The sequence below is a fragment of the Jannaschia formosa genome (genome assembly GCF_003340555.1).
Taxonomy (GTDB): domain Bacteria; phylum Pseudomonadota; class Alphaproteobacteria; order Rhodobacterales; family Rhodobacteraceae; genus Jannaschia; species Jannaschia formosa.
Window position 1 is genome coordinate 1 of record NZ_QPLJ01000035.1, and the last position, 13,377, is coordinate 13,377.

Below are 13,377 nucleotides of genomic sequence, written 5' to 3' on the forward strand. Positions count from 1 at the left end.
TCCAACTCGTCCCGCGTGATCGCAACCGTCATCGCCATCCCTCCCGTCAACGAAAGAAGGGAATCACGGCCCGACAGCGCGCGCGCCTCACAATCGAGTCAAAAAAGAGAGCCGTTGGTATTACCTGCCGGTCGCGATGCCCGTTGCGCCAGCCGCGTGGGCCTTTCTCCGACCGCTCGTAGCGACCGCGCCCAAGAGCGGCTTCCAGCTCCTCCTCGAGGATCGCCTCGATGAAGGCCCGGACACGACCGCGCACCCCATCCTCGATCGGATCGCTCCAGCCTTCCAGCATTGGCGCAGTTGCGCACCCCGTCGTAGTCTCGTCCATGGCGTGGTCTCCACGGCGGCGGCAACCGCCGTTCTGCGTTGGTTTCAAACCCGGAGACTACGCCAACCTCAAATCTCCACCACCTTCACGACGGCACCCGGCGCGCTGATGCTCGAGACAAACGACGAGTGGGCGGTCGCGCGGCGCTACAGGTCTCTTGAAACGCTCGCCCGCGTCACAGACAATCCCACCGTCAGGCTGCCAGCCGTGGCAACTTGATCAAGCCCTGACCTCTCCGAGGCTCGGCGCTCCTACACCACGTCGGGGGACGTTATCCCCACGTCCTGCTCCCGCTTCCCGCCACGGCCCAGCCTGTTGCCGACCTCACCCGGCGTGAGGGGTGGGAGGTCCGGCGGACGGAGAAGGGCTTCGACGCGCTCGTCGCCGACACCCGCGCGGCGGCGGGGGCGGGCGGGCTGGCCGTTGTCACCATGGCCGGGCCTCCCGCGACCGCGGCGCAGCGGGGGATCGAGATCCCGGGCAACCGGGTGCTGGGGCTCTTCAACAACGATTTAGCGGTCCGAGTGCTGAGATTATCGACGGCAGCGATGATCGAGGCGCCGATCCGGGTCTACGTCACCGAGAACGCGGACGGGACGGCCACGCTTTCCTACATCCGGCCTTCGATCCGGCTCGCGCCCTATGCCGAGGGGGCGCTGGGGTTGGATGGTATCGCGGCAGAGCTCGACGCCGCCTCCGCCGCCGACGACGCAGCGACCCGCTGACCCAGCAACGCGGCCATTGTCCCGGCCGCCTCGTCGAGCGGCGTGTCGAGCCGGGTGACGAGGACCAGGGCGCGCACGGACTCGGTCGGCTCGGCCAGGAACGGGCGGCGGGCGCGGGCCAGGTCGATCTCGGGCAGGATCGTGCGGCCGACGCCGTCGTCGAGGCAGGCGACGATGGTCTCGACATGGTCGAGCACCAGTCGCGGCGCGTCGCGCAGGGCCGGGCGGTCGGCGAGTTCGGCGGCGATGACGCGGCCGATCCCGGTCGTCGGTGCGAAGTGCAGGAAGGGCAGGGCGCCACCTCCGGGCGGGCTGGCCAGGATCAGCCGGTCGCGGGACAGCACCGTGTGGCGGCAGCCACCCAGCGGCACGCCCGTGGCGGTGACGACCCCGGCGTCGAGCGCGCCTTCGGCCACCAGCGACTCCAGCGTCTCCGACAGGCCGGTGCGCAGGTCGAACCGGGCATGGGGCAGGGCGCCAGCCGCCCCGCGCAGGAAACCCGGCAGGAGCCGCGCGCTCGCGCTCGCCACCAGCCCAAGGCGGAACCGCCCGGCGAGCGGCGCGTCGGGGCCGGTCAGCACGCGCAGCCTGTCCTCGGCGGCCAGCACCTCCTCGGCGCCCTCGGCCACGCGGCGGCCCAGCGGCGTCAGCCTTGGGGGCCGGGTGGCGCGGTCGAAGATCTCCGCGCCGAGCTGCGCCTCCAGCGCCTTCATCTGCATCGACACCGCCGAGAGCGTCATGTGCAGCCGCTCCGCCGCCTCCCGGAAGGAGCCGAGCCGCGCGATCTCGCGCAGGGTGCGCAGGTCCCGGTTCTGCATCTTCAATTCACCTGAACTTGCGATCCATCCTAATTCGATTGTCCTGTAGTAGCCGCCGCGTCACCCTCGGGACAAGCGATAGGAGGAGGTCCCTATGTCCGATCACCTGACCCGCGCCCGCGCGCTGCTGCCCCACTTCCGCGACCGCGCCGCCACCTGGGACCGGGAGCGGCGCTATTGCCACGAGAACGTCGCCGACCTGGCCCGCGCCGGTCTGATGGGCATGTCCATCCCGGCGGCCCAAGGCGGCCCGGGCCTGACCCTGTCGGAGATCGTTCCCATCGTCGAGGCGGTCTCCGGCGCCTGCACGCTGACCGGCCGTGTGCTGGTCGAGGGCAACATGGGCGCGCTGAGCGCCGTGATGGCCTATGGCACGAAGGCGCAGAAGGACCTCGCCGCGGGGCTGGTGCTGGCGGGCGACAAGCCGGCGATCTGCATCACCGAGCCGGGCGCCGGCTCCGACGCGACGGCGATGACCACCCGGGCGACGCCGGTGCCGGGCGGCTACCGGCTGGACGGCGTGAAGCACTGGATTACCGGGGGCGGCGTCTCCCGCCTGCATCTGGTCTTCGCGCAGGCCCCGGACGGCATTCGCGGCTTCCTGACCACCCCGGGCCGGGGTCTCGCCGTCGCGCGGCTGGAGCGGACGATGGGCCTCTGCGGGATGCCCGAGGCGGAGCTGCGCTTCGAGAACCACTTCGTCCCCGAACAGATGATGGTTCCCGAGGCCGGATTCGGAAAGCTGATCGACGCCTACAACACGCAGCGCGTCGGCGCCGGGACCATCGCTCTCGGCGTGGCGGCCGAGGCGGCGGAGCGGGCGCGTCGCTACCTTGACCAGCGCCAGCAGTTCGGCCGCCCCCTGTCGGACTTCCAGGGCCTGCAATGGTTGCTCGCCGACATGGATACGGAGCTGGAGGCCGCGCGCCTGATGCTGCGCGACGCGGCCGCCTCGGCCGACCCCTTCCCCGACCGCACCAAGGCGGCGCGGGCCAAGCTGCTCGCCTCCGAGACGGCGGTGCGCGTCGTCGACCGGGCGCTCCAGATGTTCGGCGCGCGCGGCTATGGCGCGGACGAACCGCTGGAGCGGATGTATCGCGACGTCCGCATGTTCACCATCGGCGGCGGCACGGCGCAGGTGCTGCGCAACCAGATCGCCGCCCATCTCCTGGGGCGGAAGCTGCCCCAGACGCGACCCGCCGTTGACGCCCGCGAAGGGGCTGGTATGGCAGCGGAATGAGCCAGATCCGAGCCGCAGACGCCCTTGCCCGAAGACTCCACGCCGCGGGGTGCCGACGCGCCTTCGGCATGCCCGGCGGCGAGGTGCTGACCCTCGTCGACGCGCTGGAGGCCGCGGGCATCGAGTTCGTCCTTTCCCACCACGAGACCGCCGCCGGCTTCATCGCCGAGGGCGGTCACCACATGGACGGCGCCCCCGCCATCCTGGTCGCGACCGTCGGCCCGGGCGCGATGAACGGCGTGAACTTCGTGGCCAATGCCGAGCAGGACCGCGTGCCCGTCATCGTGCTAACCGGGCGGATCGACCAGGACGAGGCGGAGACCTACAATCACCAGCTTCTCGATCAGGCCGCCGTCTTCGCGCCGATCACGAAGGCGACCTTCACCCTGAACGCCGGCGCGGCCGCCGTGCAGGCCGACAAGGCCGTTCGCATCGCCACCGGCGGGGCGGGCGGCCGGGCGGGTCCCGTCCATATCGACGTGCCGATCTCGGTCGCCGACGCGATGGTGCCGGATGTTCCGGTCCACCGCCCCGACAGCGCCCTGGCGGCCATCGGGCCGGATGCGCTTGCAAAGGCGCGTGACTGGCTGGCGAAGGCCGAGCGTCCGATCATGCTGGCCGGGCTCGACGCGGTGCGCGACGAGGCGGGCGAAGCGATCCGCGGCTTCTGCGAAGCGCATGGCGTGCCACTCGTCACCAGCTACAAAGGCAAGGGTCTGCTTCCTGAAGATCACCCGCTAAGCCTCGGCGGAGCAGGACTTTCCCCCCTGGCCGGTTCGCATCTCCTGCCGCTCTTCCGCGAGGCGGACCTGATCCTGCTCGCGGGCTACGACCCGATCGAGATGCGCCCCGGCTGGCGTGGCGTCTGGGACCCGGCAGAGCAGAACGTGATCGACATCTGCCACGACGCCAACCTGCACGGGATGCACGGCGCCACGCTGGAGGTGATCGCCCCGGTCGGCCCCACGCTCGACGCGATCCGCGAGGGCGTGACCCCGCGCGAGGTCTGGGACATCTCCGACACGCGGCGTGCGCTGCGCGAGGCCTTCTCGGTCAAGGGCTGGGGTCCCGACGCCATCGTCGCGGCCTGCCGCGCCGCCTGCCCGCCGGGCACGGTCGCCACGGTGGACAGCGGCGCGCATCGCATCCTGCTCAGCCAGATGTGGGAATGCGACGGCCCGCGCCAGCTGCTGCAATCTACCGGCCTCTGCACCATGGGCTGCGCCATCCCGCTGGCCATCGGCGCCAAGCGCGCCGCGCCCGAGACCCCGGTGATCGGCTTCATGGGCGACGCAGGCTTCCTGATGGTCGCCGGAGAGCTCGCCTCCGCCGCCGCCCTGGGCCTGCCGGTCGTCTTCGTCGTCTTCGTCGACCGGTCCCTTTCGCTGATCGAACTCAAGCAGAGGCAGCGGCAGATGCGGAATGCAGGCGTCGATTTTGACCGTCTCGATTATGCCGCGATCGCCCGGGGCTTCGGCGGTCACGGCGTCACGGTCAACGATGCCAAGGCTTTGCAGGACGAAGTTGAGACCGCCTTGAGCGCCGACCGCTTCACCGTGATCGCAGCCGAATTCGACAGGAAGGCCTATGACGGACGCATCTGACCGGACCGGGCCGCTCGCCGGCGTCAAGGTCCTCGACCTCAGCCGCATCCTGGCCGGGCCGACCTGCACGCAGCTGCTCGGCGATCTCGGGGCGACCGTGCTGAAGGTCGAGAATCCCGGCACCGGGGGTGACGACACCCGCCAATGGGGCCCGCCCTACGTGAAGGACGGCGCGGAAGATACGGATCTGTCTGCATATTTCATGTGTGCCAACCGCAACAAGCTGTCGATCGCCATCGACATCGCCACGCCCGGGGGTCAGGCGCAGGTGCGAAGGCTCGCCGGCCATGCGGACATCTTCATCGAGAACTTCAAGCCCGGCGGCCTCGCCAAGTACGGGCTCGACCACGCCACGCTGACGGCGGCGCATCCGCGGCTTGTCTACTGCTCCATCTCCGGTTTCGGCCAGACCGGGCCGAACCGCGACAAGCCGGGCTACGACCTGATGGCGCAGGGCTATGGCGGCATCATGTCCCTGACCGGAGAGCCGGAGGGCCAGCCGATGAAGGTCGGCGTCGGCATCGCCGACGTCATGTGCGGGATGTATGCAACCGTCGGCATCCTCGCCGCGCTGCGCCATGCCGAGGCGACGGGCGAGGGGCAGCATATCGACGTGGCCCTCGTCGACAGCCAGATCGCCTGGACCATCAACGAGGCCGTGAACACCCGCCTTTCGGGTCAGGCCCCGATCCGCCGCGGCAACAATCACCCGAACATCGTGCCCTACGGCGTCTACGAGACCGCCGATGGCCACGTCATCGTCGCCGTCGGCAACGACAGCCAGTTCTCGCGCTTCGTCGGCCTGTTCGGCCTGCCGGAGCTGGCCTCCGACCCCCGCTTCGCGACGAACCCCGCGCGGCTGGCGAACCGTGACGCGCTGGCCGAGTATCTGGTGCCTGCGCTGCGCAAGCTTCCGACCGCCGAGGTCACTGCGCGGATGGAGGGGGCGAAGGTCCCGGTCGGCCCGGTCAAGACGCTGCCGCAGGTTTTCGAGACCGAGCAGGTCCGCGCCCGCGGCATGGCGATCGACATGGAGACGGCGGGCAGCGCCGGCCCGCTGACCCTCCCGCTGCTCGGCAATCCGCTGAAGCTGTCGCGCACGCCCGTCACATACCGCCATCCGCCGCCGCGCTTCGGCGCCGACAGCGCGCGGCTCGACCGGGACGATCCCTTCGCCGGTTGACCGGCGACGGAACGCCCAAACGGTCCCCGGACCGACAGTTTTCCGATCACCCCGCCCTGACGCGTCGTCACATGGCCGTTATGCGCCCGCCCGGGCCGTAGCGGGACGCAACCCCTGCGCGTAAGCCCGAGTCATAGCCAAGCGATGGAGAGGCCCCGTTGATGAGCCGCCACGACGTCTTCGATCAGCCGGTGACGCTGGCCGACCCCTCCGCGCTCGGGGAATGGAACGCCATGTGCCTGGCCTTCCTGTCCCACGGCGCCGCCACGCCCGCGCATCTGGGCCGCCTGCTCGCGCTCGCCCCCGATCATCCGGCCGGCCATGCGCTCAAAGGCCTGTTCTGCGCCCTGCTGGGCCGCAGCGAGGTGCTGGCCGAGGCCCGCGCCGCCCTGGCGCGGGCCCGCGCCCTGCCACCGGGGAACCCGCGCGAACGGGCGCTGACCGCGGCGCTCGACGCGGTGCTGCAAAGGGCGCCGACCCGCGCCATCGCCGCGCTGGAGGAGGTGCTGCAAAAGGCCCCCTCCGACACCCTCCTGATGAAGCTGAGCCACGCGCTGCGATTCGTGATCGGCGACGCCGACGGAATGCGCCGGTCGGTCGAGACCGTCCTGCCCGCGCATGACGCGGACCACGCCGGCAGGGGCTACGCGCTCGGCTGCCACGCCTTCGCGCTGGAGGAGACGGGCGACTATGCCGCCGCTGCGCGGGCCGGCCGCGCGGCGCTGACGCTTGCCCCCGACGATGCCTGGGGCCTGCACGCGGTCGCCCATGTCCACGACATGACCGGCGACGCGCAAGGCGGGCTGGCCTGGCTGGAGGGGCGGGAGGCCGCCTGGGCGCATTGCAACAATTTCCGCTTCCACGTCTGGTGGCACAAGGCGCTGATGCTGCTCGACCTCGGGCGGCTGGACGAGGCGCTGGCGCTCTATGACCACCATGTCCGGGCCGAGCGGACGGACGACTACCGCGACATCTCCAACGCGACCTCGCTCCTCTCCCGGCTGGAGCTGGAGGGCGTCGATGTCGGGGACCGCTGGGAAGAGCTGGCCGACCTGTCGGAGCGGCGGGCCGGGGACGGCTGCCTGATCTTCGCCGACCTGCACTACATGCTGGCGCTCGCGGGCGACGCGCGCGACGGCGCGGCCGCGCGGCTTCTCGCGCGGCTGGCGGCCGACGCGGCACGGCCCGCCGACGAGGTCGCGGCGCGCATGGCCTGCCCGGGACTCACCGCCGCCCGCGGGCTGGAGGCCTTTGGCGAGGGCGACTACGCCACCGCCTTCGCACAGCTGCTGGCCGCGCGGCCCAGCATGCAGGCGGCCGGCGGCAGCCACGCCCAGCGCGACGTATTCGAGCGGATCACCATCGACGCAGGCATCCGCGCCGGCCGACTGGCCGAGGCGGAGCGCGTTCTGGCTGACCGGACGGCACGCCGCGGCGGCTTCGAGGACGGCTATGCGGCAGTGCGGCGAAGGCTTATAGCAGATGCAGCATCCGCCGCCTGTCCCGACGGCGCGCGCGCCTGACCTGCCGATGATTCACGAGACCCCCCAATGACCACCACGACCCCAGACATGGCCTTCGCGGCCGCCCCGGCTGCCCGTGCGGCGCCGGTCGCGGGGGTGCGCGATCCGCGGCTGGACTTCTTCCGCGGGCTCGCGATGTTCATCATCCTCCTGGCCCACACGCCCGGCAACCCGTGGACGCAGTGGATCCCGGCGCGGTTCGGCTTCTCGGACGCGACCGAGATCTTCGTCTTCTGCTCGGGCATGGCCTCGGCCATCGCCTTCGGTCGCAGCTTCGACCGGTCGGGCTGGGTCCTCGGCACGGCGCGGGTCGGCTACCGGGTCTGGCAGATCTACTGGGCGCATATCGGGCTGTTCTTCGCGGTGGCCGCGTTCCTCGCTGCGCTCGACGCGACCGGCTGGTACGAGACCGTCTATATCGGCACGCTCAACCTGTGGAAGTTCTTCGAGGATCCGGCGCCCCAGCTGGTAGGGCTGGCCACGCTGACCTATGTGCCGAACTATTTCGACATCCTGCCCATGTACATGGTCGTGCTGGCGCTGATGCCGCTCTACATCGCGCTGGCGCGGGTGTCGCTGTGGCTGCTGGCGGCGGTGGTCCTGACGATCTGGGTTCTCGCGCAGGAGGCGTTCCTGACCTGGGCCGGGCTCGGCCACCTGTTCCTCGGCCTCCCGGCCGAGCCGTGGTCGGACCGCACCTGGTTCTTCAACCCGTTCGGGTGGCAGCTTCTGTTCTTCACCGGCTTCGCCTTCATGCGCGGCTGGCTCCCGGCGCCGCCGGTCCGGCCCTGGCTGATCGGCCTTGCCCTCGCCGTGGTGCTGGTGTCGTTCCTGCTGTCCAACGTGGGCTTCCGAATCTTCCAGACCGACTTGGTCCGCGACGCCTACATCGCGGCGACCGGCTGCGCCGAGACCGGCTTCGGCCGCTGCAACCCGGTCTTCGACTGGCGGCAGGACAATGCCGCCTGGTTCGACAAGTCCGCCTTCGCCCCGCTGCACTACCTCCACTTCCTCGCGCTCGCCTACCTGTTCTGGGCCGCGGCCGGGCAGGGCGGAGCGCGGCTGATCGCGACCGGGACCGGCGCGGCCTCGGCGCTCTGGAACCGGGTGGTCGGCATCGTGATGAAGGTCGGCCAGCAGAGCCTCGCGGTCTTCATCTTCTCGATGTTCCTCGCCCGCGTGAACGGCTGGGCGATCGACGTCATCGGCGCAGGCGCGGGCCGCTGGGCGCTGGTCAACCTCGCGGGCTTCGCCCTGCTCGTCGCCTGCGCTTACGGGGCAGGCTGGTTCAAGTCCCAGCCGTGGAGGGCGAAGCGATGAATCGCCGTGCGTTCCTGATGTCCAGCGTCGCGCTCCTGGCGCTGCCCGCGCGGGCCGACATGCCCCGCCTCCTGTCGTCGGAGCCCTTCGGCCCCGACACCGTCCGCGCGCTGGCCAGGGACCGTGCCGCGCGGCCCTTCATGCTGCGCGATCCGGTGCCGCAGGCCTGGCAGGACCTGACCTACGACCAGTATCGCAAGATCTGGTTCAACACCTCCAAGGCGGTCTGGGCCGGGGCCGATCTGGGCTTCGAGATGGACCTGTTCCATCCCGGCCTCTACTTCCCCCGCGCGGTCGAGATCGACGTCGTGCAGGGCGACACGGCCCACCGGCTCGCCTTCGACTATTCGCTCTTCGACAAGACCGACATGGCGCCGGAGCTGCCGCTGGACGAGACAATGGGCTATTCCGGCCTGCGCCTGCGCCATCGCTTCCCGGACGAGCAGAACTACCGCGAATTCTGCGTCTTCCAGGGCGCCAGCTACTTCCGCGCCATCGGCGCCGCGCAGGCCTACGGGCTGTCTGCGCGCGGCCTCGCGCTGCGCACCGGCGACGCCGAGGGCGAGGAGTTCCCGGATTTCGTCCAGCTCTGGGCCGAGGAGCCGGTGCCCGGCGATGACGCGATCACGCTCCACGCGCTGCTCGACAGCCCCTCGGTCGCGGGCGCCTACCGCTTCGTCATCCGCCCCGGCGCGGCCTGCGAGATGGAGGTCGAGGCCACGCTCTACCCGCGCGTCGATCTCGACCATGTCGGAATCGCGCCGCTGACCTCGATGTTCCTCTACGACCAGACCAACCGCCCGCGCTTCGACGACTTCCGCCCCGCCATCCACGACAGCGACGGGCTGCTGATGTGGAACGGCAACGGCGAGATGCTCTGGCGCCAGCTCGCCAATCCGGTCGCGCTGCAGGTGTCGAGCTTCATCGACGACGCCCCGCGCGGCTTCGGGCTGATGCAGCGCGCCGGCCGCCTCTCGGACTTCGCCGACCTCGAGGCCAACTACCACCTCCGCCCCTCGCTCTGGATCGAGCCCGGGGAGGACTGGGGCCGCGGCGTCGTCCGACTGGTCGAGATCCCGTCCGACCGGGAGATCTACGACAACATCGTCGCTTACTGGCGGCCCCGCGACCCGCTGCCCGCCGGGCAGGAGGCGCGCTTCTCCTACCGCATGACCTGGGGCGACGCCGCACGCCGGCGCCGCGACGTGGCCCGCGTGCTCGATACCCATCTGGGCCGCAACTTCGAAGGCGACCGCTGGCTCGCCGCCATCGACTTCGCCCCGCACGAGGCGCTGGAGGGCGACCTTGCCGGGATCGCGATCCAGATCGCCTCCGGCAGCAGCGACGTCTCCGACGGCACCCTTCAGCGCAACCCCGAGACCGGAGGCCTGCGCCTCGCCTTCACCTTCGACCCGGGCACCGCCCCCCTGTCGGAGCTGCGCGCCGAGCTTCGGCGCGACGGCCGGCAGGTCTCCGAGGTCTGGCTCTACCGATGGACCGCCGCTTGACGCCTTCCGTGCCCCCTCCGGCCCCGCTGGCCCATCCGCGCCAGGACCTGTCGCGCCGCTTCCGGGACCACGCCGCGCCGGGCGTCCTGCGCGATCCGGCGGCGCTTGTCTGGCGCGCCGCGGTCTTCACCCCCGCGGCGCTGGCCACGGGCGCGCTGCTCTGGGCGTTCCTCGCCTGGTTCGCGACCGACGGCACCTCCTGGGCCGAGGCGCTGCTGGCGGCGCTGATCGGCGTCGGCTTCTTCTGGATCGCGCTCACCTTCGCGACCGTCCTCGGCGGCGCCTGGTCGATGACCCGGCGTCCTGTGGAAGAGACGGCCGCCGCCGCCCCGCTCGACGTCGCGCTCCTGATCCCCGTCTACGAGGAGGCGCCCTGGGACGTCTTCGGCAACGCCGGCGCCATGCTCGAGACGCTCGACCAGGCCCGCAGCGCCCATCGCTTCTCGCTCTACATCCTGTCCGACACCCGCGACCCCGCCCGTGCCGCGCAGGAAGAGGCGGCGTGGCGCGCCCTCCGCGACCGGCTGCCCGGCGCGACCGTCTGGTATCGCCGCCGCGCCGAGAACACCGACCGCAAGGTCGGCAATCTCGCCCAATGGGTCGAGACCTGGGGCGGCGGCCACGAGGCCATGCTGGTCCTCGACGCCGACAGCCTGATGAGCGCGCGCGCCATCGTGGCCCTTGCCGACGGGCTGTCGCGCGATCCGGGGGCGGGGCTGATCCAGTCCTTCCCGCAACTCATCGGCGCCCGCACGCTCTTCGCCCGCGCCCAGCAATTCGCCAACGCGATCTACGGCGTGGCGCTCGCCGAGGGCCTCGCCCGCTGGACCGGGCGCGAGGGCAACTACTGGGGCCACAACGCCATCATCCGCATCGCCGCCTTCGCCAGCAGCGCGGGCCTGCCGCGGCTGCGCGCCCGGGGCGGCGACCGGCTGATCCTCAGCCACGATTTCGTCGAGGCGGGCCTTCTGCGCCGCGCCGGCTGGTCGGTGCGCTTCCTGCCGCGCGTGCAGGGCAGCTATGAAGAGACGCCGCCCTCCCTCGTCGACCACGTTCTGCGCGACCGGCGCTGGTGCCGGGGCAACATCCAGCATCTGGGCCTTCTCGGCACGCGCGGCTTCCATGCTCTGTCGCGCTTCCACCTGTTCCACGGCGCGGTCGGCTACCTGCTCTCGCCCCTCTGGTTCCTGCTTCTGCTGCTCTGGGTGGCGGTCGGGGTCGATGCCGAGCGCTCGGTCATCAACTACTTCTCGCCCGAGAACCCGACCCTGCCGAACTGGCCCGAGATGTCGCCGGTCAACCATGTCTGGCTGATGCTGGTCCTCTACGCGCTGCTGCTCGCGCCGAAGCTGATCGGCGCGGCGGCGTTGCTCGCCACCGGCACCAGGCTCGCGCGGGTCGGCGGGGCAGGGCGGTTCGGGCTGTCGATCCTGCTCGAGATCCTGGTGTCGATCGCCTACGCGCCGATCATGATGGTGCAGCAGACGCTGGCCGTGATCTCGGCGCTGGCCGGCCGCCCGCTCGACTGGACGCCGCAGCAGCGCAGCGGGGGCCGCTACGGATGGCCGGTGCTGCTGCGCTTCCACGCGGTCGAGACGGGGCTGGGCCTCGCGCTCGCGCTCGGGATGTGGACCGGCTTCGTCTCGTTCTGGCTCCTCCCGGTGATGCTGAGCCTGCTCTGCGCGGCACCGCTCAGCCGTCTCTCGGCGCGGCCCTCGCCCGGAACTCTCGCGACACCGCAGGAACTCCGCGCCCCGCTCGTCGTCACCCGCGCTCACCGCTGGCGGGCAGAACTGCACGAGGCTCTGACGCGCGCGATCCCGGCGGAGTAGGCTAGCCCTCCAGCCCCTCGAACCAGTCTAGCATCATCTCCGCCCAGCCCGACGGCACGCCATGCCCGCCCGGAAACAGCGCAAGCTCCAGCGCCGAGCCGGGCGCGCAGTCCCAGCGGCGGCGCAGGAACTGGCCCGTCTCGTCGTAGCCGTCCGGGTTGTCCCACGCACACCCGTTGGCCCGCCGGAACAAGGCCAGCCCCTCGAAGATGTCGCCCTGCGCAACGGCCCCTCCGCCCAGCGGGCGGCCCTCCAGCGGGACGGTCGCATCGCGCCATCCATGAGTCTGGAACAGCCGGACCGGCCCGGCGCAACCCTCGGGATGGGGCCGCCAGAACCCGCCCGAGACGGGCGCCCAGGCGGCGAAGGCGCCAGGGTCGCGGCAGGCCTGATAGACGACCTGGAACGCCCCGTTCGAGAACCCGGCCAGGATCACCCGCTCCGGGTCGACGCCGTGCCGTGCCGCATCCGCGACCACGTCCCGCAGGAACGCATCCTCGTCGCGCCGGTCGGCGCCCGGCTCCCCACGGAAATCCCAGCGCAGGCCGCCGCGGCCCGGGCGCGGCTGGCCGTCCGGAGCGAGGAAGGCATAGCCGCGCGCGGTGATCGCCTCGATCATCCCGCGCTGCCGCATCGTCCCCTCGCCGGAACCGCCGAAGCCGTGCAGGAACACGACCGCGGGCACCGGCCCGTCCGGCGACGGGGGCAGGGCGATGTAGTAGCGCCCGTTCTCGAGGGTGCAGGCGCCCTCGGCGCCGCACCCCTCCTGCGCCTGGACCGGCGAGGCCAGGGCCAGCAGCGCGGCGAGAAGAAGCCGCCTCACGGCCGCACGACCGGCAGGTCCCGCGCCAGCCAGCCCGGCCCGGCGGCAGAGCCCAGCATCCCCTCCGGCACGTCGACGATCCGGGTGAACCCGGCCTCGGCCAGCCGCGCGCTCATCCGGTCGGATCGCACCCCGCGCGCGCAGATCAGGGCGACGGGCGCGTCGCGCCCGCCGTCCACGATCCCCGACAGGGCGGCGACGAAATCGCCCCGCCGCATGTCGAGCGGATGCGCCCCCGCGGCGATGCCGGTCTCGGCCCATTCGTCCGGCCGCCGGATGTCGATCAGGGTGATCTCGCCCGCCTGCACCGCCTCGAGCAGGGCGTCCGCGGCGATCTCGTCGCCCGCGAAGTGGTCGCGCCGCGAGAGGGCATAGCCCCCGGCGGCCAGGGCCACCAGCCCGACACCCCCGCCCAGCAGCAGCGCGCGGCGCGTCGGGCGCGTCTCGATCGGTCCTGCCATGTCGCCTCGCTC

Annotated in this window: 12 protein-coding genes; 8 read left to right on the plus strand and 4 right to left on the minus strand. The window is 71.6% G+C overall.

Annotated elements, in window-relative coordinates; all coding sequences use genetic code 11:
* Nucleotides 1-46 precede the first annotated feature (46 nt).
* Nucleotides 47-292 carry a transposase gene (locus tag DR046_RS20780; RefSeq protein ID WP_167767222.1) on the minus strand — a complete coding sequence of 82 codons (246 nt, stop codon included), beginning with the start codon at nucleotides 290-292 and terminating at the stop codon, nucleotides 47-49.
* A gap of 320 nt (nucleotides 293-612) precedes the next feature.
* Here DR046_RS20780 and DR046_RS20790 point away from each other — a divergent pair, with 320 nt between their 5' ends.
* Nucleotides 613-1,053, plus strand: a complete 441-nt coding sequence (locus tag DR046_RS20790; RefSeq protein ID WP_115384288.1) for a DUF302 domain-containing protein — start codon at nucleotides 613-615, stop codon at nucleotides 1,051-1,053.
* Here DR046_RS20790 and DR046_RS20795 read toward each other — a convergent pair.
* Nucleotides 969-1,871, minus strand: a complete 903-nt coding sequence (locus tag DR046_RS20795; RefSeq protein ID WP_115384289.1) for a LysR family transcriptional regulator — start codon at nucleotides 1,869-1,871, stop codon at nucleotides 969-971. The genes DR046_RS20790 and DR046_RS20795 overlap by 85 nt on opposite strands.
* Nucleotides 1,872-1,965: 94 nt before the next feature.
* Here DR046_RS20795 and DR046_RS20800 point away from each other — a divergent pair, with 94 nt between their 5' ends.
* The 7 genes from DR046_RS20800 to mdoH all read left to right on the plus strand — a co-directional run bounded on the left by DR046_RS20800 (nucleotide 1,966) and on the right by mdoH (nucleotide 12,081).
* Nucleotides 1,966-3,111, plus strand: coding sequence for an acyl-CoA dehydrogenase family protein (locus tag DR046_RS20800; RefSeq protein ID WP_115384290.1), 1,146 nt, complete (start codon nucleotides 1,966-1,968; stop codon nucleotides 3,109-3,111).
* Entirely contained in the window at nucleotides 3,108-4,715 is a 1,608-nt protein-coding gene (locus tag DR046_RS20805) for a thiamine pyrophosphate-binding protein (protein WP_115384291.1), read from the plus strand. Before DR046_RS20800 ends, DR046_RS20805 begins: the two co-directional genes overlap by 4 nt.
* Nucleotides 4,699-5,898, plus strand: a complete 1,200-nt coding sequence (locus DR046_RS20810) for a CaiB/BaiF CoA transferase family protein (RefSeq protein WP_115384292.1) — start codon at nucleotides 4,699-4,701, stop codon at nucleotides 5,896-5,898. Before DR046_RS20805 ends, DR046_RS20810 begins: the two co-directional genes overlap by 17 nt.
* A 161-nt stretch (nucleotides 5,899-6,059) precedes the next feature.
* Nucleotides 6,060-7,421: a tetratricopeptide repeat protein gene (locus tag DR046_RS20815; RefSeq protein WP_115384293.1), complete on the plus strand. Its 1,362-nt coding sequence runs from the start codon at nucleotides 6,060-6,062 to the stop codon at nucleotides 7,419-7,421.
* 27 nt (nucleotides 7,422-7,448) lie between these two features.
* Complete coding sequence (locus DR046_RS20820) at nucleotides 7,449-8,741, plus strand: OpgC family protein (RefSeq protein WP_115384294.1); 1,293 nt, start codon at nucleotides 7,449-7,451, stop codon at nucleotides 8,739-8,741.
* Nucleotides 8,738-10,249, plus strand: coding sequence for an OpgD/OpgG family glucan biosynthesis protein (locus DR046_RS20825; protein WP_115384295.1), 1,512 nt, complete (start codon nucleotides 8,738-8,740; stop codon nucleotides 10,247-10,249). The genes DR046_RS20820 and DR046_RS20825 overlap by 4 nt, the downstream gene beginning before the upstream one ends.
* An 8-nt stretch (nucleotides 10,250-10,257) precedes the next feature.
* A complete protein-coding gene (mdoH, locus tag DR046_RS20830) occupies nucleotides 10,258-12,081 on the plus strand; it encodes a glucans biosynthesis glucosyltransferase MdoH (protein WP_245191037.1) in 1,824 nt (607 codons plus the stop codon).
* A gap of 1 nt (nucleotide 12,082) precedes the next feature.
* Here mdoH and DR046_RS20835 read toward each other — a convergent pair whose 3' ends face one another.
* Nucleotides 12,083-12,904, minus strand: coding sequence for a CE1 family esterase (locus DR046_RS20835; protein WP_209313636.1), 822 nt, complete (start codon nucleotides 12,902-12,904; stop codon nucleotides 12,083-12,085).
* Nucleotides 12,901-13,365: a rhodanese-like domain-containing protein gene (locus DR046_RS24015; RefSeq protein WP_209313637.1), complete on the minus strand. Its 465-nt coding sequence runs from the start codon at nucleotides 13,363-13,365 to the stop codon at nucleotides 12,901-12,903. Before DR046_RS24015 ends, DR046_RS20835 begins: the two co-directional genes overlap by 4 nt.
* Between the last annotated feature and the right edge of the window lie 12 nt (nucleotides 13,366-13,377).